Annotated in this window: 19 protein-coding genes; 9 read left to right on the forward strand and 10 right to left on the reverse strand. The window is 74.5% G+C overall.

Annotated elements, in window-relative coordinates:
• Window positions 1-16 precede the first annotated feature (16 nt).
• Complete coding sequence (locus WME75_RS34070; protein ID WP_020739535.1) at window positions 17-265, forward strand: hypothetical protein; 249 nt, start codon at window positions 17-19, stop codon at window positions 263-265.
• Between the two features lie 146 nt (window positions 266-411).
• Here WME75_RS34070 and WME75_RS34075 read toward each other — a convergent pair whose 3' ends face one another.
• Together WME75_RS34075 and WME75_RS34080 are read right to left on the reverse strand one after the other, a co-directional pair.
• A complete protein-coding gene (locus WME75_RS34075; protein ID WP_437479592.1) occupies window positions 412-2,271 on the reverse strand; it encodes a hypothetical protein in 1,860 nt (619 codons plus the stop codon).
• An 11-nt stretch (window positions 2,272-2,282) separates the two neighbouring features.
• Entirely contained in the window at window positions 2,283-2,840 is a 558-nt protein-coding gene (locus tag WME75_RS34080; RefSeq protein ID WP_437479595.1) for a hypothetical protein, read from the reverse strand.
• Between the two features lie 69 nt (window positions 2,841-2,909).
• Between WME75_RS34080 and WME75_RS34085 the strand changes: the two genes are divergently transcribed.
• The 6 genes from WME75_RS34085 (at window position 2,910) to WME75_RS34110 (ending at window position 10,528) form a co-directional block, all read left to right on the forward strand.
• Entirely contained in the window at window positions 2,910-3,428 is a 519-nt protein-coding gene (locus WME75_RS34085) for a hypothetical protein (RefSeq protein WP_437479598.1), read from the forward strand.
• 132 nt (window positions 3,429-3,560) lie between these two features.
• On the forward strand, window positions 3,561-5,546 hold the full coding sequence (locus WME75_RS34090) for a hypothetical protein (RefSeq protein ID WP_437479600.1): 1,986 nt from the start codon (window positions 3,561-3,563) through the stop codon (window positions 5,544-5,546).
• A 102-nt stretch (window positions 5,547-5,648) separates the two neighbouring features.
• Window positions 5,649-6,134, forward strand: a complete 486-nt coding sequence (locus tag WME75_RS34095; protein WP_437479603.1) for a hypothetical protein — start codon at window positions 5,649-5,651, stop codon at window positions 6,132-6,134.
• 102 nt (window positions 6,135-6,236) lie between these two features.
• Complete coding sequence (locus WME75_RS34100; protein ID WP_437479605.1) at window positions 6,237-6,572, forward strand: hypothetical protein; 336 nt, start codon at window positions 6,237-6,239, stop codon at window positions 6,570-6,572.
• Between the two features lie 523 nt (window positions 6,573-7,095).
• Window positions 7,096-9,396, forward strand: coding sequence for a CapA family protein (locus WME75_RS34105; protein WP_437479608.1), 2,301 nt, complete (start codon window positions 7,096-7,098; stop codon window positions 9,394-9,396).
• A 211-nt stretch (window positions 9,397-9,607) separates the two neighbouring features.
• Entirely contained in the window at window positions 9,608-10,528 is a 921-nt protein-coding gene (locus tag WME75_RS34110; RefSeq protein ID WP_437479610.1) for a M23 family metallopeptidase, read from the forward strand.
• A gap of 62 nt (window positions 10,529-10,590) precedes the next feature.
• Here WME75_RS34110 and WME75_RS34115 read toward each other — a convergent pair whose 3' ends face one another.
• The 4 genes from WME75_RS34115 to WME75_RS34130 form a co-directional block, all read right to left on the reverse strand.
• Window positions 10,591-11,535, reverse strand: a complete 945-nt coding sequence (locus WME75_RS34115; RefSeq protein WP_437479613.1) for an RluA family pseudouridine synthase — start codon at window positions 11,533-11,535, stop codon at window positions 10,591-10,593.
• Between the two features lie 5 nt (window positions 11,536-11,540).
• Entirely contained in the window at window positions 11,541-13,040 is a 1,500-nt protein-coding gene (locus WME75_RS34120; RefSeq protein WP_437479616.1) for a hypothetical protein, read from the reverse strand.
• Between the two features lie 60 nt (window positions 13,041-13,100).
• Window positions 13,101-14,675, reverse strand: coding sequence for a hypothetical protein (locus tag WME75_RS34125; RefSeq protein ID WP_437479618.1), 1,575 nt, complete (start codon window positions 14,673-14,675; stop codon window positions 13,101-13,103).
• Between the two features lie 200 nt (window positions 14,676-14,875).
• On the reverse strand, window positions 14,876-16,213 hold the full coding sequence (locus tag WME75_RS34130) for a Stp1/IreP family PP2C-type Ser/Thr phosphatase (RefSeq protein WP_437479620.1): 1,338 nt from the start codon (window positions 16,211-16,213) through the stop codon (window positions 14,876-14,878).
• Between the two features lie 265 nt (window positions 16,214-16,478).
• Between WME75_RS34130 and WME75_RS34135 the strand changes: the two genes are divergently transcribed.
• Both WME75_RS34135 and WME75_RS34140 read left to right on the forward strand, forming a co-directional pair.
• A complete protein-coding gene (locus tag WME75_RS34135; protein WP_437479623.1) occupies window positions 16,479-17,198 on the forward strand; it encodes a hypothetical protein in 720 nt (239 codons plus the stop codon).
• 101 nt (window positions 17,199-17,299) lie between these two features.
• Complete coding sequence (locus WME75_RS34140) at window positions 17,300-18,490, forward strand: tetratricopeptide repeat protein (protein ID WP_437479626.1); 1,191 nt, start codon at window positions 17,300-17,302, stop codon at window positions 18,488-18,490.
• Here the strand turns inward: WME75_RS34140 and radC are convergent.
• The 4 genes from radC to WME75_RS34160 all read right to left on the reverse strand — a co-directional run bounded on the left by radC (window position 18,474) and on the right by WME75_RS34160 (window position 22,700).
• Window positions 18,474-19,262 (reverse strand): RadC family protein, encoded by a 789-nt coding sequence (gene radC / locus WME75_RS34145; protein ID WP_437479629.1) that lies wholly within the window; start codon window positions 19,260-19,262, stop codon window positions 18,474-18,476. The two genes, WME75_RS34140 and radC, sit on opposite strands and share 17 nt — an antisense overlap.
• Window positions 19,263-19,409: 147 nt before the next feature.
• Window positions 19,410-20,138, reverse strand: a complete 729-nt coding sequence (locus WME75_RS34150; protein WP_437479631.1) for a competence/damage-inducible protein A — start codon at window positions 20,136-20,138, stop codon at window positions 19,410-19,412.
• 16 nt (window positions 20,139-20,154) lie between these two features.
• Window positions 20,155-20,502, reverse strand: coding sequence for an exodeoxyribonuclease VII small subunit (gene xseB / locus WME75_RS34155; RefSeq protein ID WP_437479634.1), 348 nt, complete (start codon window positions 20,500-20,502; stop codon window positions 20,155-20,157).
• A gap of 2 nt (window positions 20,503-20,504) precedes the next feature.
• Window positions 20,505-22,700: a HEAT repeat domain-containing protein gene (locus WME75_RS34160; RefSeq protein WP_437479637.1), complete on the reverse strand. Its 2,196-nt coding sequence runs from the start codon at window positions 22,698-22,700 to the stop codon at window positions 20,505-20,507.
• Window positions 22,701-22,766 lie beyond the last annotated feature (66 nt).

A 22,766-nucleotide genomic window follows, 5' to 3' on the forward strand; every position in this document is an offset into this window, starting at 1 on the left:
ATACGGGAGGACAAGAATGAGCAACATCACGTCCGAGCTGAAGAGCGATCTGACCAAGAGCCTGGAGTCGCTCCAGACCCTGCGCGACGAGATCCGCGTCAGGCTCCACCTCGCCGGCATGGAGGCGAAGGACGCCTGGGGCAAGCTGGAGCCCACGCTCCTCGACGCAGAGAAGCTGGCCGAGGACGTCTCGGAGACCTCGCGGAACGCGCTGCGCGACATCCTGGAGAAGGTGAAGGAGTTCCGCTCGTCGCTTCCCTCCTGATCGCGGCGTCGACATGACGGCGTGAGTGAAGAGAGCGCCTCTCGACGGCGAGGGCGCGATGGGTGGCGCTCACCAGGAGCCTGGTGGGCGCCCTCTGCTTTGTGGGTCCGGTCCTCGCCCGAGCGCCGCGGCGCCCCCGCGCTGGATCACCCGCGCAGCGCGGCCGCCACGACGCGCGCGACGTGGCCCCACCGTCGATCGGCTGCGCAGCAGGCAGCGAGCCGCTCGCCCACGACGTGGGAGCGCCGGTGATCGACGAAGCTGGGCGGCCGAGGGAAGGTGGTGAGCGGCGCGCGCAGGACGGTCTTCTCGACCTGCCCGAGCATCGCCGTGTTGTGCACGAAGCCGAGCCCGCTCTGGATGTCCGCGAGCGTGGCGCTCGGGTGGCCGCCCCAGGGCGGGACGACGATCGCGTGCGCGGCGGCGGGCGCCTGGTTCACCGCGATCACGCCGTACCGGAGCTCGATCAGGGCGCGGTCGAGCGCGGCGCCGACGGCGGGGTCCTCCTCGCTGATCGGGTGCGCGATGATCGACGCGCCCAGGGTGCCCTGGAGGCGGTCGTTGCAGAGGCGGGTCGCCGCTTCCAGGAACTCCACCGGATCGCTCGAGCCGATCTCGACGATGGAGAGGACGCCGCAGGGCGGCTCGGTCGAGAACAGCGGCTCGTCGGCGTCCGACGCGGAGAGCCCGGCGATCAGCGTCCACGGGAGCGCGCCCGGCGCGGGCTCGCCGATGCGCACGACGCCGCTCGGCAGCGGCGCGTCGGCGGAGCCGTCGAGGCGCTCGCGCTCGAGCGGCGGGCGCCCCGCCGTGAGCGCGGCGTGCCGCGCCTCGGCCTCCGGATGGGCGGCGCGCCGCGGCGGCACCGCGGCGAGCGCGCGGTGGAGCATCCGGAGGAGCAGCGGCCGCTGCACGAAGCCCCTGGGCAGCACGAGGACGTGCGCCGCGGGGTCGCCGAGCGAGGCGCTGCTCACGATCCGGCTCGCGAGGAGCCGCACCTGGAACCAGAGCTCGTCCTCGCCGTAGAGCCACGGCGTCACGAGGACGGGGCGGATGCCGCCGAGCACCGAGGAGACGGGCTTGTCGAGCAGCCGCTCTCCCGACGCCCGCCGGAGCGTCTGCAGAGGGCCCGGGGGCCCCCAGACGAGCGCGTCGTGCGCCGCCGCCGCGCCGTTGACGTGGACCTCCGAGACGGCGGGGTGGGCCGCGAGGTAGGCGGCCGCCTCGGCGCCGCCGTACACGAAGCGGAGGAGCCCGCGCGAGACGAGCGGCGCGAGGGCGCGCTCGAGGAGGGCGCCGAGGGGGGCGCTCCCGGGGCTCATCGCGAGCGCCACGACCCGCCCGTCGACGAAGAGCTCGTGGAGCGCATCCCGGAGCGGGAGGCTCGCGGCGTCGCCCGCGCCGAGCACCAGCGCGACGCCGCCCTCGGGGTCGCGCTGCTGGTAGAAGCGCGCCTGCTCTTCCCGGACGCCGGCGCGCGTCGCTCCGGGCTGCATCAGGGCGCGCGCGCGGAGGGGCCCGTGGAGCGCGGCGTCCTTCAGGCCCGCCGGGAACACGTCCACCTCGATCCGGCCGTCGGCGCGGGCGCGCACCGCGCCGCGGCCGAGCTGCGGGCGGCCGCGCGCGGCGATGTCCTCGAGCGCCTCGGCCAGGAGGCGCACCTGCGAGAGCGTCGCGCACGGCCCCGTGAGCCACGCCTCGCCGCTCGCCGCCGCGCCGGGGTCGAGCCCGGCGGCGGCGCACGACGCCTCGACCTGCGGGCGCGCGGCGGCGAGCAGGCCCGGGAGCAACGAGCGGAGCAGGGAGGCCTTCTCGCGGGGCGGCATGCGCGCGAACCCGAGGGCCGCCTCGCCCAGCTCGAACAGCGCGCGATCGAGCTCTGCCGGGGAGGTCTCGGCGCCGCGCCCCGGGCCCGGATCGGCCGCCGGCACGGCCGCGGGCCCGCTGGAGACGAGGCTTCCGGGCGCGGGAAAGGCAGCGGTGACGACGTCGGGGACCGGCGGCATTGGGACGGAGACTACAGGCAGCAGATCGCGCGCGCGAGCGCAGCGACGGTCCGCGGCGCGCGTGTAGCCGGCCTGCTCGGGATTCGGTAGAGTCGACCGCCATGGATTGCGCTTTCACCACGGGTCGGGGCGCAGCGCGCGCGCCCTCCTCCGGGATGGCTCCCCGCTCGGCAGCCTGCGGCGTGCTGCTCGGATTCGGCGCGCTCCTCCTCGCGCCCGCGTCGGCGGCGCAAGAGCCCGCTCAGCCGCTCCCGCAAGGCCAGGGACAGCCCGGCGGAGCTGCCCAGCCGCAGACCGGGTATCCTCAGCAGCAGGGCTATCCTCAGCAGCAGGGCTATCCTCAGCAAGGCTATCCCCAGCAGCAAGGCTACCCCCAGCAGGGTTATCCTCAGCAGCAAGGCTACCCTCAACAGCAAGGCTACCCCCAGCAGCAAGGCTATCCCCAGCAGGGCTACCCTCAGCAGCAAGGCTACCCTCAGCAGCAAGGCTATCCCCAGCAGCAAGGCTATCCCCAGCAGCAAGGCTATCCCCAGCAGCAAGGCTACCCTCAGCAGGGCTACCCTCAGCAAGGCTATCCCCAGCAGCCGCCCGGGTATGATCAGGGTTACGCCCTCCCGGCCGGACCGCCGCCGCCCCCGATGCCGCCCGAGGCGACCTGCTGCCGCTGGTCGATCCGCTACAACGCCCTGGATCTCCTGTTCGGCCGGGTGACCTTCGAGGGCGAGATGGCCATCCTCGGACCGCTCACCATCGGCCTCGCGCCGTCCTGGATCTGGGGCTCGCTCGAGGACGCGACCATGGACACAACCGGATACGCGCTCGCGGCCGACATCGGTGTCTACGTGGAGGGCAAGCCGCTGCGGGGCTTCTGGGTGAAAGGACGCCTCGGCTACGAGTCGTTCGAGGCGGTCTACACGCCCTCCCAGGCCGTCACCGGGAAGCGCGACGTGAGCAGCGCCGTCCTCGGCCTCATCATCGGGAGCACGAACATCTTCGGCCGCGACGGGGGGTTCGCCATGTCGGGCGGGTTCGGGCTCGGCGTCGCGCTCGCCCCTCCGGCGGAGGTCACCGCAGGCAACTACCAGCCGTACGTCTTCTACGAGAAGACGGGCAAGATCAAGCTCATGGGGTCGCTCTCGCTCGGCGTCGCGTTCTGATCACGCCCGCCGCCCCCTGATCGGCGATCGCGCAGGCAGCGCGGCCCCCGCCGCGCCGGCAGGCCGGCGCCGGGGGCCGAGCGCCGCCCCCGGAACTTGGCCCCGCGCGCGGCGCCGTGGGACGTCTGCACCATGCCCTCTCGCATCGCCCGCCGCCCCGGGCCGGCGCTGCTGCTCCCGCTCCTGGCGGCGCTCGTGTCGCTCGCGTTCGCGCTCCCGGCGCGCGCGTGGGTCGAGGTGCACGTCGCCGGAGACGACGTGCGGCTCGCCATCGACCGGGCCGGCGCCGCCACGATCGAGCACAAGGTCACCTTGAAGATCTCGGGCGGGCCGCTCCGCGCGCTCGACATCCGCGGCGTCGACCCGGACGCCGAGCTCGATCCGGGCAGCTACGCCGTGCCCCTCAAGGCCGCGGAGGCGAGCTCGCTCGCGTCCGCGACGCCGGTCGCGATCGAGCTCCTGCCGCCCGATCTCCGCCCGCGCGAGGACGGCACGCCCCGCCCGCCGGCGCTGCGGGCCCGCTTCGACGGCAAGGGCCTGAGCCGCGGCGTGTTCGTGCTCTTCTTCCGCTACCGCACGGACCTCATGAAGCGAGGGCTCATCCAGCAGGACGGCCCGAGCGCCCGCATCTCGTGGACCGGGCCCCTCTGGGACGACGGCTACGACTCGGCGCGGCTCACCGTCGCGCTCCCGGCCGCGCCCGACGAGCCGCGCGTCGACGAGCCGCGCGCCGACGCGGCGGGCGAGGCGCAGGACGAAGGCGCGTTCGCGGCGCCGACGACGCTCTCCACGCTCCGCCGCTCGGTCGACAAGGACGAGATCGAGCTGCTCCGCCCGTACGCCCCGAAGGCCGAGCCGATGAGGTGGGCGATCCGCGCCGACGCGCGCGCCTTCCAGCCCGAGCCCGCCGCGGCGCCACCGGGCGCCGACGTGCTCGGACGGCTGGCGGACGCCGCGGCCTCGAGCCCCGACCGCAGCCGCACGCTCTACCTCGCCGCCGGCGCGGTCCTCTTCGCGCTCTACAGCGCCCTCGTCGCGCTCAAGGGGCGCGAGCACGAGCGCCTCGCGCGCGCCGCGGGCGTCGCGCCTCGGCCCCTCGTCCCGATCCCGCTCGCGCCGCGCGCCGCCCTCGCGGGGCTCGCGCTCGTCGCGGGCGTCGCGCTGGAGCTCCTGCTGCGGGACGGTACGGCGGGCGCCGCCCTCGTGGTCGCGGCGACCGCGCTCGCCGCGCACCGCACCCCCCGCCCGGAGCGCGCCGGCGCGGCCCTGCGGCGCCCGGGCAAGTGGCTCCCCGTCTCGGAGGCCGAGGCCTTTCGCGAGCCTCCGCGGGCGCGCGGCGTCTACCTCGACGTCTCGACGCGCGCCGGCAAGGCGCTGCTCGCCGCGCTGCTCGGCGCGCTCGGCGCGGGCGTCTACGCCGTGGCGGGCATCTCGCCGTACCACGCCCACCTGCTCGCGCTCGACGCGACGGCGCTGCTCGCGATCTTCTGCACCGGCCGCCTCGCCGAGCTCCCCGCCGATCCGGCGGCGCGGCCGGTCGCGTTCCTGCGCGACGTCGCGCGGCGCGTGCGGCGGTCCATCAAGGCGCCCGCGAGCGCGGCGCCACGCCCTGCGGCCAAGACGCCCGCGAGCGCGACGGCCAGGGCGACCAGCGCGGCGGCCCGCGCCGCGGCCACGGCGCCGGAGCTCCGCATCGTCGGCCGCCTCCGCATCCCGGACGGCAGCCCCGACGCCGACGAGCTCCGTCTCGGCCTCTCGCCGCGCGCAGCGCTCCCCGGCTTCGTGGCGATCGAGGTCGGCGTCGTCTACGCGCCCGGCGCCGGCGGCGCCATCGGGCTGCCCGAGATCCTGCTGCGCGTCGCCCCGGGCTCGCCGTGCGAGCGCGCCGTCGAGCGGCTCGCGAGGAGCGGCCGGTCCTCGCGCGGCCGGCGCCCCGGCGAGCGCGTGCTCGCCTTCACGCCGCGGCTGCCGACCGCGCGGATGACGGCGGCCATCGCCGCCGCGCTCGCCCGCGCCGTCTCCACCCCGCCCGCGGGCGCCACGCCGACAAAGCCGCAGGGCGCCGGCGCGCCCCGGGTGCTGCGCCCCCGGAACAAGACGGTCTCCACTGCGGCCTGAGGTGTGTACGACGGCAAGCCGATCGCAATAGGTGCTGGAGGGATCTCACCGATACGCAATCCATTCATCGGCCCGATCTGCAAAGCCCCGTGAGGAAGCTCCATGCCCCAGCATGCAGATGAAGAGCTGCGGAGGGCTGCCCTGGCAGCAGCCCACGAGCTGGCGACCAAGGAGCCAGAGAGGTGGAAGGCTTCATGGGACGAGCTCAACGACGTGATGGGCACGCTGTTCGGGGTGCTCAATCTCATGTACGCCTTCGCGGCGCCACGCTATCTCGCGCGGGGAAATCCCGACAAACGCCCCACGCCGGAGCAGCTCCTCGGGCTCTTCGACAAATACATCGCGCTCCTCGACGGCTGGAAGCGCACGACCGCCAACATCCACGACCATGAGTTCCTGCGCACCGAGGACGCGACCCGCCGGCTGCGGGCGCTGCTCGAGACCTGGGCGTGGAGCCTCGAGGCGCCCGCGCCGATCGTGCAGGCCGCGCGGGGCTGGCTCGCGGCGTACGGGGAACACGAGCCCGCCGAAGGCTGGGATCAATGGGTGGGGCCTGAAGAGGACGAAAGACCTGGACCCAAGGAATGACGCCGCGAGCTCGACCACCGAACGGCTTCGTTCGGCGGCTGTCCGCATCAGCCAGGCTCGCGCCGCAATGACCTCCACCATGCAGCGGAGCAGAGCGAACCCGTGATACAGGCGCTCTGCGCGCTGATGATCGTCCTCGGGCTGGCCACCCTCGGCGCGGCCGCGCTCGGCCTGCGTGCCCTGCTGCAGCGCCGGTGGGGTCGCGGGACGACGCTCGGCCTCCTCGCCGTGGCGGGAGGCGTCGCGTGCGGCGCCTTGCCCGTCGTGCTCGCGTCCGCCGTTGCATCGGGCAGCGCGGACGCCGCGCAGAAGGCCCAGCTGCTCGCAGAGACCCTCGCGACCTTGCTGAACTGCGCCGCGGCGGGGCTGTTCGCTGTGCCGCTCGGGGGCATCGTCGCGCTGGTGAGCATGGTCGGCGGGCTGAGGTCGCGCCGATAGCCCGACGAGGCAATCTCAATCGCCCTCGCCGGCCACCGTCGGTGCTTCGGCGTCAGCGCGAGAGACACACGCCCTACCAGGACAGCGCCCATGCAACGAGGCGTGCACCTGTGCGACACAGGCGCGCATCGCCACAGCGCGCCGTCCATGCGCATGCCTCCACGTGCAGTGACACCTCGCCACGTCGACGAGACAACAAATCGCAGGCAGCTCCACTCGAACCCATAGCGAGCGCCGACCCAAGCATGATAATCTCGCATCAATCGTCTTTATCTCAAACGCCAGCGCTGAAACGGATCGAATCATGCATGGGTCGGCGCTCTCGCTGTCTCTGCAGTGAGAGCTGAGCGGCCAATCGGCGCTCACGGCCCTACCAGCGGCCTGATGAGAAACGCTGGTATCCGGCCACACGGCGTTTTGGCACGTGATTGACCGGTCCCGGCGGAGCTCTCCTCTTCCGGCGTCGGCACCCTTCTCTTGATATCGGTCGTCTAGGACAGGCCCCAACAGACCGGGAGCGATCATGGCAAGAAAACGCGTCCTCTCCGCAACCACTCTCCCCTCCCTGTCCGCGTGCGCCGCGCTCTGCGCCGCGCTCCCCGCGGGCGAGGCGATGGCCGCTTACCGCTTCGACGCGACCGAGGCGGCGTTCGACGCGACGTACGCGGCGACCCCCATCGATGCCACCGGCGTCGTCGTCGACGAGGCGGGGGCGCCGATCGCGGGGGCGGAGGTGACGGCCATCGGCTGGGGGAGCGGCGCGGTCAACGACGGCGAGCTCGCCTTCACCGACGAGACGGGCGCGTTCACGCTGGCGACGCTCGCGCGGCGCTCGGTGCTGCTGCGCGTCGAGGTCGACGGGTACTACAGCGAGATCGTCCCCGCCGACCTGCACCGGCCGCTCGCCGCGGCCAGCGCCGAGGTCGGCCGCGTCGTGCTGACCGAGCAGCGCGCGGGCCGCGCCAGGCTCCTCGTGGGAGGCGATACGATGTTCGGGCGGCGCTTCGTCGACAGCGACGCCGACGGGGTCGAGGGGGAGACCGGCGACCTGATCCGCCCCGAGACGCGGGAGGCGGACGCGCTCGCCGTCCTCTCCTTCCTGCGCGACGTCCTCTCGTCGGCCGACTACACGCAGGTCAACCTGGAGTCCCCCGCCACCGCCAACGCGGCGACGCCCCACCCGTACAAGTCGTTCACGTTCTTCTCCTACCCCGAGACGGTCAGGGCGCTCGCGCTCTCCGGCGTGGACGCCGTGAGCCTCGCGAACAACCACATGTTCGATTACCTCGAGGGAGGCGTCACCGACACGCTCATCGCCGTGCCGAGCGCCGGCCTCGACTGGTTCGGCGCCGGGCCCGACGAGACGACGGCGAAGGGCACCGTGCTCTACCGGACGCTCCGCGGCGTCGACATGGCCTTCCAGGGGTTCAACCAGCTCGTCAACGACGGGACGACGGCCTCGGCGTACACGCTCACCGCCTCCGACGGGCCTCCCGCCAAGGCCGGCGCGCTCGAGCTCAGCCTCGCGGAGCTCAGCGACTTCATGGAGGAGGACGCGGCCGGGCGCTTCGGCATCCCGGTGCTGCACGGGGGCACCGAGTACAGCGACTATCCGACGTCCGGCATGCGGCGGCGCTTCGTCCAGCTCGTCCAGAAGGGCGCCGGCATGGTCGTGGCGCACCACCCGCACACGATCCACGGCGTCGGGCTGTACGACGCCGGCGCCGGCCCCCGCTTCGTCTTCATGTCGCTCGGCAACATGGTCTTCGATCAGGACGTCTTCGAGACGTACCAGTCGTACCTCGCCGCGATCGACGTCGACGAGGACTCGAGCGGCAACCGCGCGGTGCACCGCGTGCAGCTCATCCCGTTCCAGAACGAGGACTACGTCCCGAAGCTCGTGAGCGGCGCCTGGCTCGGCCGGGCGGCCCGCCACATCGGCCACCTCTCCACGACGCTGCCGGCGGCGCCGTCGCCCAGCGAGGCGGCGGACGGCATGACCGGAGCGGTCGTGTTCGCGAGCGGCCCGCGGGCCGTCGCGGTGAGCGATCCGTCGCAGTACACGACGAGCGAGCACGCCGAGACGCGCGATGTGCCGCTCAGGAGCCGCACCACAGGGCCCGTCGAGCACCTGCGGCCCTCCGCCTCGGACTCGCTCGCCGCCCTCCGGACGACCGCCGCCGCGAGCTGCGACTACGGCCGGGAGATCATGCTCTACGGCGATTTCGAGGACAGCGACGTCGACGACGCCTTCCACGAAGGCTCGATGTGGTCGATGAGCGAATACCGCTACATCCAGAACAGCGTCGTCCACGGCGGGACCGGCGCGATGGTGTTCCTGCGCAAGTCGAACAGCACGTCCGAGGTCTCGACGTACATGAACAACCGCGTCAAGTTCGAGCCCGGCCGCAAGCTGACCTTGACCGGATTCATGAAGGGGGACAACGCCGGGCAGATGCGCGTGCAGGTCTACTGGTACACGAGCGGCGGGGCGAGCGTGTCGAACAGCGTCGTGTTCACGCGCGTGGGCGGCACCTACGGCTGGCAGCAGTTCTCGGTCAACCTCACCCCGCCGGCGAACGCGGGCTCCGTGCGGCTCTATTTCCGGGCGGGCGCGCCGGCGAGCGGCGAGGCCGCCGCGTTCCTCGACGACGTGTCGCTCGTCGAGTGGGAGGGCACGGTCGCCGACAGCTCCCTCGGGTTCGCGTTCGCCACGCCGAACAACTGGAGCTTCGTCCGCTGCACCGCCGTGGATCCGGCGCTCACGAGCCTCGGCGTGACGATGACGCACCGGTCGTACGCGCTGGCCCCGGCGACGCCCTGAGGGCGCGGCCGCAGAGGAGCGACCCCCCGCGAGATCGCCGGCGACGTCGGCGACGTCGACGACGTCGGCGACGTCGACGGCGCCGATCCGGCAGGGCCGCGCGCGGGCCCGTGGCCTCGACTTCCGTGCTCTGCTTCGATACCATGAGCGCGCGGCGCCGCGTCGTGGACTCGACACCTGCACTGCGCCCGCGCGCCACGGACTCCCCACCATGAAGCCATCGCGGAAGCCACCGTATCTCGCGCTTTTACTGGCCCTCTCGGCGGTCGTCGCCGGCTGCGGCTCGGACCCGGAGGGCGCGGAGCTCGTGTGGCCGATCGGGGGGACGGACGAGCTCCAGCCGATGTCGTCGAGCTTCGGGCCCCGTCTTCAGACCTCGCGCGACGGCGTCTATGACTTTCACCGGGGCATCGATATCCCCACCGTCATGGGCACCCCGGTGTACGCGGTGGCCGACGGGAGGGTGACGCGCGCAGGCCGCTACGACGATTTCGAGGACGTCGTGGTGCAGATCGAGCACTGCGACGGGCCGGGCGCGTGCTTCTACAGCACCTACATCCACCTGGCGTTACCGCTCGTCGAGACCGGCGATCAGGTCGGGCGCGGAGAGCACATCGGCTACACGGGCCTCGCCGCCAGCAGCCTGTTCCCCCACCTGCACTTCGAGATCCGCGAGGGAGGGACCGAGAAGGTGTATTGCGTGCACCCGCTCCGCTTCCTCCCGACGCCGGGCGGGCTGCCCCCGGCGCTCGCCGTGCGCCGCACCGACGAGGACTCCACGTCGAGCGTCTCGGTCGAGGTCGAGGCCACCCTGCCCGGCATCGCGCCAGGCCTCACCGAGATCGCGGTCGCGACGGAGAGCCGCTCGACCGGCGAGGTCATCGAGGAGCGGGTGTTCAATTACGACGAGTGGAATCGCAAATATACAGCGGAGGGCGACGCCGCGATCATCGACGAACAGAGCCTCGGCGGCATCCGGATCGAGCCGGCGAAGTTCAACGCGGAGTCCTCGGCGTATCTCATCGCGTTCCGCTTCAGCAACCTCGACGGGACGGCGGCGGCGGACGACCTCCGGATCACGGCGCGGGCGCGCGACGTGAACGGTCATGTCGTCGAGGCGAGCGCGCCCTGAGCCGCCGCGGCGCGCGCGCTCGGCGGGCGCGCGGCCGGCGGCGGCGATCGGGAGGGCCCGGCTCAGACCTCGCCGACCACCGCCGCCATGTCCGCGGGCAGCGGCGACGTCACGACGAACGCAGGCACCGCTTCGCTGCCGCCCCACCCGATGTAGTGCGCGTGCAGCGCGTGGCGGCTCAGCCCCTCCACCGCGGGCCCGCCGTAGAGCACGTCGCCGGCCAGCGGATGCCCCACCGACGCGAAGTGCGCCCGGATCTGGTGCCGCAGCGCCCGCGGGGCGCGCGCCTCGACGAGCTCCCAGAGCCCCACCTGCCGCACGCGTTTGTACATCGTCGCCGCCGGCCGCGGCGCGTAGCGCACCACGTCGCGCGGGTGGATGCACGGGTAGACCCGCTTCTTGTCCTTCGGGTGCGGCGCGAGCGGCACCTCGATCGAGCCCATCTCCGGGAGATCGCCGATCTGGCAGATCAGCAGGTAGCGCTTGTCGAGCCGCCCCTCCTTCAGCCCGGCGCCCAGCGCCGCGAACGCCGCGGCCGTGCGCGCCGCGAGCACGAGGCCGCTCGTGTCGGTGTCCAGCCGGTGGCACAGCCCGGGCTCCCGCGGGGAGAAGCCGATCGCCGCCATCTCGGGGTACCGCGCGACGAGGGCGTTCGCGAGCGTCCCGCGCTCCCCGGGATCGAGCGGCGCCGTCGGCATCCCGGCGGGCTTGTTCACCACCACGAGGTCGTCGCGCTCGAGCACCACCTCGAGCGGCACCTCAGGATCCGGCGTCGCCGCCCCGGAGGCCTCGGTCGGCTCGACGTCGACCTCCAGCACCTCGCCCGCCGCCGCAACGTCGCCCTTCGACGCGCGCCGGCCGGCACCGCTGCTCCCCTCGCTGAGCACGCGCACGCGCCCCTCGGAGAACAGCCGCTTCGCACCCGCCCGGCCAAGCCCGGGCAACAGCTGCACGAGCAGCTTGTCGAGGCGCGTCCCTGCATCCAGCTCGGTGATCGTGATCTTCATAAATCCTACGGAATCGCCCCCTGCCACCCGAGGCCGAGCGCGGGCGCTCGCCGGCTCCCGACCACGCTCTCTCCTATCACTCCCAGCATGGGCAGGCCGAACCGGTTCCACGAGGGGCTCGCGGCACGGGCGCCTGTGGCGGCCGGGCGCGCCACGCACCACGCGACGCCCGCCCCCAGCAAGAACCCGCCGGCGGCGGCGCCGACCCAGGCCCGCTGCTGGGCCTCGGTCGGAGACTCGAAGACGAGCGGGCTGGCGAGCGCGGCGGCGCCCAGGCCGCCGAGCAGCGCGCCCACGTCGACCGTCAGGACCTCCGATGCGGTGACGTCGAGCTGCGTCGCCGCCGCGGCCGACGCCAGCCAGCCGAGCGCCGCGCCGTAGCCCATCCCCGCGATCGGCGTGCGCTGCACGTCGCCCCGGGCCGCCCACTCGACGAGCCCGCCCAGCAGGAGCCCCAGCCCGCCGCCCGACTGCGCCATCAGCGCGCCGCCCTCGGACATGCGGCCCAGCGAGAGCCCCAGCGCGGCCAGCGTGATCCCGGCGGTGCCCCCGATGAGCCCGGAAGCCCAGCGCTCCTGGCCCGGATCCGCGGCGTGCTTCGCGAAGCGGCCCTGGTAGATCAGGTGGCCCGCGATCGTCGGCCACCACGTGCCGGACCCGAGGTACCACGCGTCGGCCACGCCGACGTCCCACTCCTCCGCGATGATGATCGCCCCGCCGAGCCCGATGCCGGCCCCGACCGCGAGGAGCGGGTAGAGCAGGCGCGGGTCGTCCGAGCCGCTCGATCGCTGGATCGAGAAGCCCACGAGGCCGCCGTAGAGCGTCGCGTTGGCCGCGAGCGTCGCCTTCCCCAGGCTGCGCGCCGGCGTGGCGAGGCGCCCGCGGCACCGCTCGGCGCACGGCGCCTCGTGGCCGGGGAACGGGCCCGCGGCGCCGGCGTCGAGCTCGGCCACGAGATCGCGGAGCATCACCGCGGCGCGCACCGCGAGGTCGTCGCGCGCGACGCGCTCCACGCGCACCCGCAGCGACCGCGCGCCGCCGGACGCGAGCGCCAGCCTGAGCACCACCTCGTCGCCGCGCAGGTCGAGGCTCGGCGCGATGAAGAGCCTGTCGCTCGAGCGCGCGCGCTCCATGAGCTCGGCCTCGTCGGGCCGCGATCGCGAGGGGGCGCGGTCGGCCAGATCCACCGACAGGCCGAGGTCCTGCGCGGTGTCCGAGAGGAGCCCGTCGAGCGCGCTCGCGAGCGGCGCGGCGCGCTCGACGGCCTCGGGCGCGAGCGCCGTCGGGAGCACCACGGAACGCCGCGCGGGCCGCGCAGATTGCCCGGAGCCCGCCGGGTGCGCGGCTCGCCCGGAGCCCGTGAGCTGCGCGGCCTGGGCGGCTTGCCCGAGCCGCGCGGGCGAGGCCGCACCCGCAGGCTCGGCCGACGCCGGCAGCGCCGCGGTGAACGCCGCGGCGAGCGCCAGGACGCCCGCGCGACCGCGGAGGTGCCAGAGGTCGATCATGGTGTCGATGCTTCGGCCACCGGGCGCGCGCCGCGGTGGCCACCGCCGCTGGGGCGCCGCTCAGAACATGAACGTGCCGCTCGCGAAGAGGTCGAACGTGTTGCTGTCGTTGACGTAGAAGCGCCGGCCGATCGCGTTGATGGTCGGGCGGTAGTTGGGGTTCGGGCTGCCGGTGACGGTGAAGCTCCCGTCATCGTGCTGGCGGCGGCAAGGCCCGGCCGCGCCGACGCTGTCCTTGTACTGCGAGTTGCACGGCTGATCGCCGCCGATGCCGTGCCCCTGGTCGTGGCGGAAGCCGACGCCGAGCTGGAACTTCACGAGCTCGGCCGCCCTCCACGTCACGCTCGCCGAGCCGCGGTACGAGCCGTACGGCTGGATGTCGCTGAGCCCCGTGAAGTACGTCCGCTGCGAGCCCTCGTCGATGACCGACGGCGCGCACGCGCGCGCGTCGCCGCTCCGGCAGGAGGCGACGCTGTACGCCTCGTTCTCGCGGAACGACGCCCACTGCGGCTGCCGCAGCGTCGGCGCGTCGCTCGATCCGAGCGCGTCGAACAGCTCCGAGTAGTCGCGCCCCTCGGAGTGGTACTCGCCGGTGAAGCGCAGATCGAACGTGAGCCCGGTGAACTTCTCGCGGTTCTCCCAGGGGATGATCATCACGCCGAGCAGCACGCTGCCGACGAGCGGCGGGTGGTTGACCAGCGACGTCTTCAGGTCGGTGAGGCCGTAGTCGCTCGACTCCTGCTGGAACTCGAACAGCGCCTTGAACCCGCCGTACGGCTCGACGTACTTGACCCGCTTCGACAGGAACGTGTGCACCTCGAGGCCGATGGTGCCGCGCGAGACGCCGGGGTCGCGCTGGTCGACCTTCGCCGCCTCGAACTCGCCGTTGCTCGCGCCGCTCCGGTCGATGTCCCCCGGCGCCGCGCACTTCACCTGGCCGCTCCTCGGCGACTCGGTGCAGGCGTGCATCGGCTCGCTCACCGGGAAGCGCCCCTCGACGCCGAACAGCCAGGTCGGCTTCGTCCGGTCGCGCGCCTGGTTCATGATGTTCACGTCGAGGCCGACGGCGAGGTACTCGATGCCGCTCCGGTTCGGCGACGTGAAGGGCAGCGAGAACAGCTGCTCCCCGGGAGCCCCCGCGAGCGCGACGCTCTGGTGGCCTTCGCTGCCGTCGAGATCCGTGAGCTCGCGCGAGTGGTTCAGGATGAGCGGCATCCTGAGGTAGAGCGCCAGGTCGCGGTAGAGACCGACGTCGAGGCGCATGTTGAACTTCGACGTCGCCTCGCTGTAGCTCGCGACGTTGAGCAGGTTCGACGTGTAGCCGCCCGTCGACAGCCCCGGCCCCGCGATGCTCGTCTCGCGGCGGATCTTCGCGCTCTTCGACGCGTGCTCGAAGCCGAAGCTGAAGTTCAGATCGAAGGTGTCACCCTCGTCGAACGCGTCGACGACGCTCGTGAGCTCGCCGGTCTCCATCATGAGCCGCGGCTCGGTGGCGCTCCGAGGCTCGTCGGCGGCCGCGGGGAGCGCCGAGAGGACAGCCGCCGCAGCGACGGCGAGCGACGCGAACGCCGGGCCCCCAGCCAAGCTGATGGCGACGCGAGCGAGGTGGCCTTCGCAGTACCTTCTGCCGTGCATGCTCATGGTTATCCGTCGGACGGACGCTACCGGCCGGGGCAGGAGGGTGTCAATCCGCGAATCGCTCGCCCGGCACGCACGGCCCCGCCGAGCCCCGTCGATCGCCACCACGGCCGCCGCCACGGGCGCAACCACCGGCGGCCGCCGGGCCGCCGCGCTCCGTCCGGCGTGTCGGGCAGCGGCCGGCCGCGGGGCGGGGCTCAGCGGGCAGATGAGCTCTCTTCGACGGCGAACGGGTTCTTCCCCTCCTCGCTGTCGGGGAAGATCTCGTTCGTGATGTCCTCCGCGGCGAGCTCCTCGCGGGCGGTGGTCAGGTCGCGCGACGTCTGATCGAGCCGGTCGGCAAGCACCCCCAGGAACTGCCAGAGCAGCTTGACCGCGAGCTCGTGCTCCTTGCGGAGGATCTCGAAGAAGTCGGCGCGCCGGACGGCGATGAGCTCGCTCTGCTCGACGGCCGAGACGGTGGCCGAGCGCGGCATGCTGCGGATGAGCGCCATCTCGCCGAAGTGCTCGCCCGGGCCGACCTCGCTCAGCACGGCGTCGCCGCGGAGGATCCGGACGAGGCCCGAGAGCACGATGAACAGCTCGTCGCCGCGATCTCCCTCGCGGACCACGATCTGGCCGGGCTCGAACGAGAGCACCTCGGCGACCTGCATGACCCGGAGCATCTCGCGCTCCTGGAGGCGCGCGAAGAGCGGCATCTTCGCGAGCACGTCGCGCTTCAGGGCGAGCAGCCGGGCGCGGACGCTGTCGCGGTGATCGCCCTGGCCGAGCCGCACGAGGACGGCGGTGATGTTGTCCTTGCCGCCCTTCCTGTTGGCGAGATCGATGAGGCCGTTCGCGGCGACCTCGCCGTTCTCCTCCTCGAAGAACGGCTCGAGCTCGGCGGTGTGCGCGATGTACCCGTGGAGCCCGTCGGACGCGAGGAGGAACTGGTCGCCCGGGAGCACCTCGATCGTGAGCGTGTCGACCTCGACGCGCTCGTACACGCCGACGGCGCGGGTGATCGCGTTCTTCTGCGCGACCTTCTCGATCTGATCGCGCGTGAGCTTCCCGCGCTTGATGAGCTCGTTGTAGACGGTGTGGTCCTCGGTGACCTGCTGGATGCGGCCCTCGCGGAGGAGGTAGATGCGGCTGTCGCCGACGTGGGCGATGTAGCCGTGCGAGCCGGCGATGAGCAGCGCGGAGAGCGTCGTGCCCATGCCGCGCTTCGTCGCGTCGGCCCTCGCCTCCTCGTGGATCCGGGCGCACGCGCGCTGGACGGCGTGCTCGAGCAGGCTGAGGACCTCCTTCATCGCGGCGCGCCGCACGTTGCTGCGCGCCTGGTTCTCGATGAGGTCCCGCTCCTTCTTCAGCTCCTCGTGGATGATGCGGACGGCGAGGGCGCTCGCGACCTCGCCGGCGGCGTGTCCGCCCATTCCGTCGGCAACCACAAAGAGCGCGAGCTTCTTGTCGACGAGGTAGTTGTCCTCGTTGTGGTCCCGCATGCGGCCGACATCGGTGGCCGCATAAAACCTGATGTTTTCGGACAGGCCCATCGGTTCGGGCAGGCTACCCGAGGCCGCGGGAGGAAATCACTAGCGATTGCGCCCGCCGCGAACGGGACGTCCGTCTCGCGTCTCGACGGGCCGCCGCGCCGCCGCGCCGCCGCACCGCCGCACCGCCGCACCGCCGCACCGCCGCACCGCCGCACCAGGAGCGTGCCGGCGCCGTCGGGAGGCGCTCGGGGTGCGGGTGGGGGATCGACCGCGTGGCCGCGGCTGCGAGCGGCGGTACATTCGGAATGGGTAGAATGGAGGCTCGATGCGGCTCGTCCTCTTCGATAACACCGACCTCGGGTGGGGCAGCGCGCGGCGGGGGAACGGCGCGCGCCGCCGGCGCGAGGGCGCGGAGCCTGCGCACGGTCCGGCCCCCGAAGCCGAGGACCTCGCGGTCGTGGGCGAGGCGGTGGGCGCGACGATCGGGCTCACGCCGATCTGGCGCGCCGGAGCGCTCCTCCACCGCCTGCGGGGCGCGGCCGACGCGGGGCTCGCGGCCTCGAGCTGGACCGAGGCGCTCGGGTGGGCGGCGCGGACGGCGCGCGAGCGCGGCCGGAAGATCACGTCGCTGCAGGCCTGGGGGCACGGGGGCTGGGGGTACATGCGCCTCGGAGAGACCCGGCTCGACGAGGCCGCGCTGCAGCCGGGCTCGCCGCTCGACGGGGCGCTCGACGCCCTGAGGGCCGAGCTCGCGGGGCCGGACGCGCTCGTGTGGCTCCGCTGCTGCAGCGCCTTCGGCCACACCGGCCAGGCGTTCGCGCGGGCGCTCGCGAGCCGGCTCGGTTGCCGGGTCGCGGGGCACACGTACATCATCGCGTTCTATCAGAGCGGGGCGCACTCCCTGCGCCCGGGCGAGGCGCCGTCGTGGGATCCGCGCGAGGGCGTGCGCTTCTCCGGCGGGCAGCCGGCCGGCGCCGCGTGGTCGTCGCGCACGGCGCCGAACACCGTCTCGTGCCTGACGGCCGATCTCCCGCCGGGCTACTGACGCCGCGCCCCCGGCGTGGCCGGGCCCGCTCCACCGATGCCGCGCGCTGCGCGCCCGGCGACGCTCGACCCGCTTCCTCGCGCGGGCGTACCCTTGCCGGCATGACGCCGTCCGAAGCGCAGCGAGCCCGCGCGCTCGATCTGCTGAGCCGAGGAGACATGGCCGGCGGGATCGCCGGGCTCGAGGGGTACCTCGCGGGCGCGCCGGACGACGCGGGGGCGTGGCGCGCGCTCGGGGCGGCGTGCTCGGCGGCGGGCCGCTGGGCGGAAGCGGCGCGGGCGCTCGCGCGCGCGGTGGATCTCGACGGCGGCGAGGTCGAGGCGCGCCTCGCCTACGCCCGCGCGCTGGTCCGCCTCGGCCGGCTCGACGACGCGGCCGCAGAGCTCCGGCAGGGCGCCGCGATCGAGCCGCCCGACCCGCGGGTGCTGCGCGAGCTCGGGATCGTGCTCTACGACGAGCGCCTCCATGACGAGGCGGCGCGCTGGCTCGCGCGGGCGTGCGAGGCGGCGCCGGAGGACGGGCGGGCGGCCTTCGCGCTCGGGCTCGCGCACGAGGCGCGGCGGGACATCGCGTCGGCCATCGCGGCCTACCGCGAGGCGGTGCGGCGCGCGCCGGCGTTCGCCGACGCGCGGCTCACGCTCGCCGACGCGCTCGCGTCGATCGGAGAGCACGAGCAGGCGCTGCGCGAGCTCGAGGCGCTGCTCGCGCGCGAGCGGAGCCACGAGCGGGCGGCGCGCAACCGCGAGGTGCTGCAGCGCGCGCTCGCCGAGATGCGAGCGCGCCGGCTGCTCGGCAAGACGGAGCGGGAGCTCGCGCAATCGGCGCTCGTCGTGGAGGCGCAGCTCAGGCGCCGCGAGACGCTGGCGCCGCCCGTGGCGGCGGAGGGAGGGGCGGCGCGGCGGATCGTCCGCTACACGGCGCCGCTCCTCGAGCTCCGCGTGACCCTCGACGCGAGCGGGGGCCCCGGCGGTGGCGCGATCGAGGCGCTGCACCTCGCGCTGACCGATCCGGACCGCGCCGCGCGCGCCGAGGACGATGTCTTCAACGTCACCGTGATCGGCGAGGACGGCCGGCAAGCGCCGGTGAGCTACGCGACGGGCGCGTCGCTCACGTTCCTGCGCGAGGCGATCGGCTGCCCGATGACGCAGGCGAGCGCGCTCTACGCCTCGCTGCTCCAGGGGAGCCCCTCGGTCGACTGGGGCGGCGCGACGCTGCGGTTCGCGAGCGTCCCGGGCGCCGCGGGCAAGCCCGGCGGTGAGCGGCACGGCGTCCTGGTCAGCCGGCGCGGCTAGGCGGCCGATCGGCGGTGCCGGGCGGCGCGTCGCCGGCCTTGATCATCCCGAGATCGTGCAGCGACGAGTAGTGGCCGTCCGGCGCGAGGATGACGTGATCGACGAGCGGCACCCCGATCACCTCGCCGGCCGCGGCGACCGCGTCGGTCATGGCCACGTCCTCGGGAGACGGCGCCGAGTCGCCGCTCGGGTGGTTGTGCACGAGCACGAGCGCCGAGGCCGCGTCAGCGAGCGCGGCGCGCAGGATGTCCCTGGCCGTGACCGAGCACCCGTGGAGCCCGCCCTGCGCGACCCGTCGCGCTCCCCTCATCCCGTTGCGGCCGTCGAGCGAGATCACCCACATCTGCTCGTGATCGAGCGGGCCGAGCTGCGCCGCGCACCACGCCGCGATCGACGCCGAGGTGCGCACCGGAGGCCGCGGGCGCACCGCGCGCTCGAAGGCGCGCCGCCCGAGCTCGAGCGACGCGGCGATGCGGAGCGCCTTCGCGAGGCCGAGGCCGGGGTGCTCGGCGAGCGCGTGCGGACCGAGCCGCGAGATCCCCTCCAGCCCGGAGAAGCGCGAGAGGAGCGCGGCGGAGACGATCGTCACGGGGGTGCCGACCAGGCCGGTGCCGAGCACGATCGCGAGCAGGTCGGCGTCGCCGAGCGACCAGATCCCTTCCTCGAGCGCTCGCTCGCGCGGGCCGGCGAAGGCGGCGAGCGCCGCGGGATCGTTGGCGTACGGATCGGGGAGGTGATCGGACGGCAGCGCGGCGCGCTTCCACAGGCTCATGCGCGGGCGACAAGCACGCGACGGGCCCGGCGGCCGGCGCGCGGGGCCTCGGGGATCAGCGCGCCGGCGAGGCGGCGGAGCGGCGGCGGAGGGTGGCGACCGCCAGGGCCGCGCGGCGGGCCCGGCGCGCGGCGAGCGCGGCGCGCGTCACTCGACGCGGACGACCGTCCCCGCGGGCAGGCTCTCGGCGAAGGCGTCGCGCGCCGCGCGCACCTTCGCCTCGACGAGGCCGTCGAACGTGAGCTTCGTGCGGTACTCGACGCCGGACCACCGGGGATAGGAGCCGATGTCCACGTCGCGGTGGGCCTCGACCACGCGGTCGAGCATCGGCTTGAGCTGCCCCTCGTCGAGCGTCGTGAACACCGCGAACGAGATGAACGGCGTGCCGCCCGAGAGCTCCGCCTGGATGAGCGCCTGCTTCGCCCGGAAGATCTGCGGCACGCCGGGCAGCATCCACACGTTGCGCATCACCACGGCCGGCCACGCGGCGCTGCCGCCGGTCACGAGCCGCGCGCCGTCCGGGATGCGCGCCATGAGCAGGTGCCCCTCGGTGAGCCGGTCGCCGTAGTACTCGCGCAGCATGCTCTCCATGTTGGGCGCGCTGACCACCGGCACGCCGAACGCACGAGCGACGCCGGCGATCGTCAGGTCGTCGTGCGTCGGGCCCACGCCGCCGCTCGTGAAGAGCCAGTCGTGCGACGCCGCGAGCGCGCGCACCTCCGCGGCGATCACCTCGATGTCGTCGAGCACCATGACCGCCCGCTCCAGCTTGACGCCGAGCGCGCGCAGGGTGCTCGCGAGCACGAACAGGTTCTCGTCAGCGATCTTCCCGCTGAGCAGCTCGTTGCCGATGATCAGCGCCGCTGCCGTCCTCATCTCACCCTCGCTCCGCTCAGCCCTCGAACTCGCGCGTCACCGGGCGCCCGTCGGCGTCCATCCCGAGCAGCTCCTCGACGCGCTTCTCCGCGCGGTCGAGGCGCTCCTGCGCCGACCGCGACAGGCGGATGCCCTCCTCGAAGAGCGAGAGCGCGCGCTCGAGCGGCAGGTCCCCGCCCTCGAGCTCCGCCACGATCTTCGCGAGGCGGCGCGTCGACTCCTCGAACGACGTCGCGCCCGCGACCGCGGCCTTGTCGCCGCTCGCGGGAGCGCGATCGGCCTCGGTCGCGGACGGCGTCGATGCGGCGCGGGGCTCAGCGCTCGATTCCACGGCCGCGCCGCCCCCGTCCGTCGCGTTGCTCATCGTCATGAGCCAGCGTCCCCCGGAGGTGCGGCCGGCGCAAGCAGGACGGAGCTCACGCCGGGCGGCACCGCCGGCACGAGGAGCACGCCGTCAGGATCGGCCACGACCGGGACCGCCAGCCCATCCGGGCGGACGAGCCGCGCCGGCCGCGAGGACGCGCTCGCGGCCGCGCTCCGGTCGTTCGGGACGATCGCGATCCACACCACACCCGTGGCCAGCGCGGAGCGCGGCGGGGCGAGCGCCGGCGCGCCGGCGCCGGAGAGGGCGGCCCGCGCGAGCGCGCGCACCCCCTCGTCGGGATCGAGATCCCGCGCCGCGAGGAGGACCCGCCTGCGCTGCACCTCGGTGCGCCGCGACAGCCCGCGCACGATCGCGCGGCGCACCGAGGGGTCGTCCTCGAAGCGGTAGGCGCGCGCGAGGAGCGACACGCTGTCGGGCATGGGGTCGCTCCCGAGGCCGAGGGCGACGTGCGCGCGCACGACGGGATCGCTCCCCTCGAGCAGCCGCTTGAGCCTGCCGCGGACCACCTCGTCGTCGCGGGTCGCGAGCGCGCGCGCCGCGAGCGGCGACAGCGGCCCCCCCTCCTCCGCGAGGGCGGCGAGCCGCGAGGTCGCGATCGCCCCGCCCCCGGGCTCCGCGAGCAGCGCGACCCCCGCGGAGATCGCCGCCGCGTCGGGCGCGGCGTCGTCGCCGCCCGGCGCGGCGGCGCGGCGCGCGGCGAGCTCCGCGAAGAGCGGCGCGAGCGCGGCGAGGGCGCGATCGCCGAGCGCGAGCGCGCCGCGCGCCGCCGCGTGGACCGCCGCGCGATCGCAGGAGGCCGGAGAGCACCCGCCGACGACCTCGACCGCGTCGCGGAGGCCGAGCGCCACGGCGCCGAACACCCCGACGGCGCGATCGCTCGACCCCTTCGGCGCGGCGAGCGCGGCGAGGAGCCGCCCCTCGAGCGCCGCGGGCGCGTCGCGCAGCACGAGCCCGCGCACGACGCCCGCGCGCAGGCCGAGCCTGCGGAGGTCTGCGTCCTTCGCGGCGCGCGGGCCCTCGAAGAGCTCCGCGACGGCGGCCCGCGCCTCGGCCCCGGGCATCGTCGCCAGCGCGAACGCCGCCGCCGTCGCGAGCTCGGGGCGCTCGGTCGTCAGCCGGCGCAGCTGCCGCGCCGCCTCCGCGCCGCCCGCGCGGCCGATCGCGGCGACGGCGCGCGGCTGGGCGTCCGCCGGGAGCAGCGGGAGCGCGCGCGCGAGCGCCGGCGCGAGCCGCTCCGCCGGCGCGAGCTCGGCCATCCTGAGCCCGTCGAGCCGGCCGAGCTCGGATCCGAGCAGCGCGGCCACCGCGTCCGGCGCCTCCGGCGCGCCGAGGTGGACGAGGATCTCGACGGTCGGCTCGAAGAGCCCCGGCTCCGGCCTGCGCAGCCACGCGCGCGCCTTCGCCAGCGCCGCCTCGTCGCCGAGCCGCGCGAGGGCGCGCGCCGCGGCCACCTGCGCCGCCCGGTCGCCGCCCTCGAGCATCGGCCGGAGCGCCGCGATCGCCCGGAGATCGCCGAGCTCGCCGAGGAAGCTCACGAGCGCGGGCTCGATCCGCTTGCGGCTCCCGAGCAGGAGCTGGAGCGACTCGGGCGGGTACGCCTTGATCGCGCGCGCCGCGGCCTCCCCCGCGGCCCCGCCCTGCACGATCGCGTTCACGAGCGCGCCGAGCGCGCGCCGCTCGCCGGTGCGCGCGAGCGCGAGGGCGGCCGTGCCGCGCAGCACCTCGCCGAGCGGCGAGGCGGCGCCGCGCGCGGGGCCGCCGCCCTCCGAGAGCTCGCGCGAGAGGAGCTGGCGCACGCTGTCGCGCGGTGCGTGCGCGGCGAGCGCCCGCACCGCGGCGAGGCGCGCCCTGGGATCGCGCGCCGCGGGCGACCCCTGCTCGAGCGCGGCGAGCAGCGCGCTCACCGCCTCCTCGGTGCCGATCGATCCGAGCCGCTCGATGCCGCGCAGCCGCGCCTCCGGGTCCCCCGACGAGAGCAGCCGCTCGGCGACGGGCACGCCCAGGCTGCCGCGCAGCGGCGCCGCGCCGGCCTCGGCGCCCGCCGGCGTCTTGCCGCCCTCCTCCGCGGCCTGCGGCGCCCGCGCGACCGGCTGCGGCGCTGCCGAGCCCGCCACCGCCGTGGCCGCGATCGCCGCGGCGAGGCCCAGGGCGCGGGGGCTTCCAGGGAGGAATCGCATACGCTGCGCCGTACTATCCCGCGATCGACGGCCCGCTGTCACTCCCCAGGCTGAGCGGCGCCGGGC

Source organism: Sorangium sp. So ce1014 (assembly GCF_051521505.1).
Classification (GTDB): Bacteria; Myxococcota_A; Polyangia; order Polyangiales; family Polyangiaceae; genus Sorangium.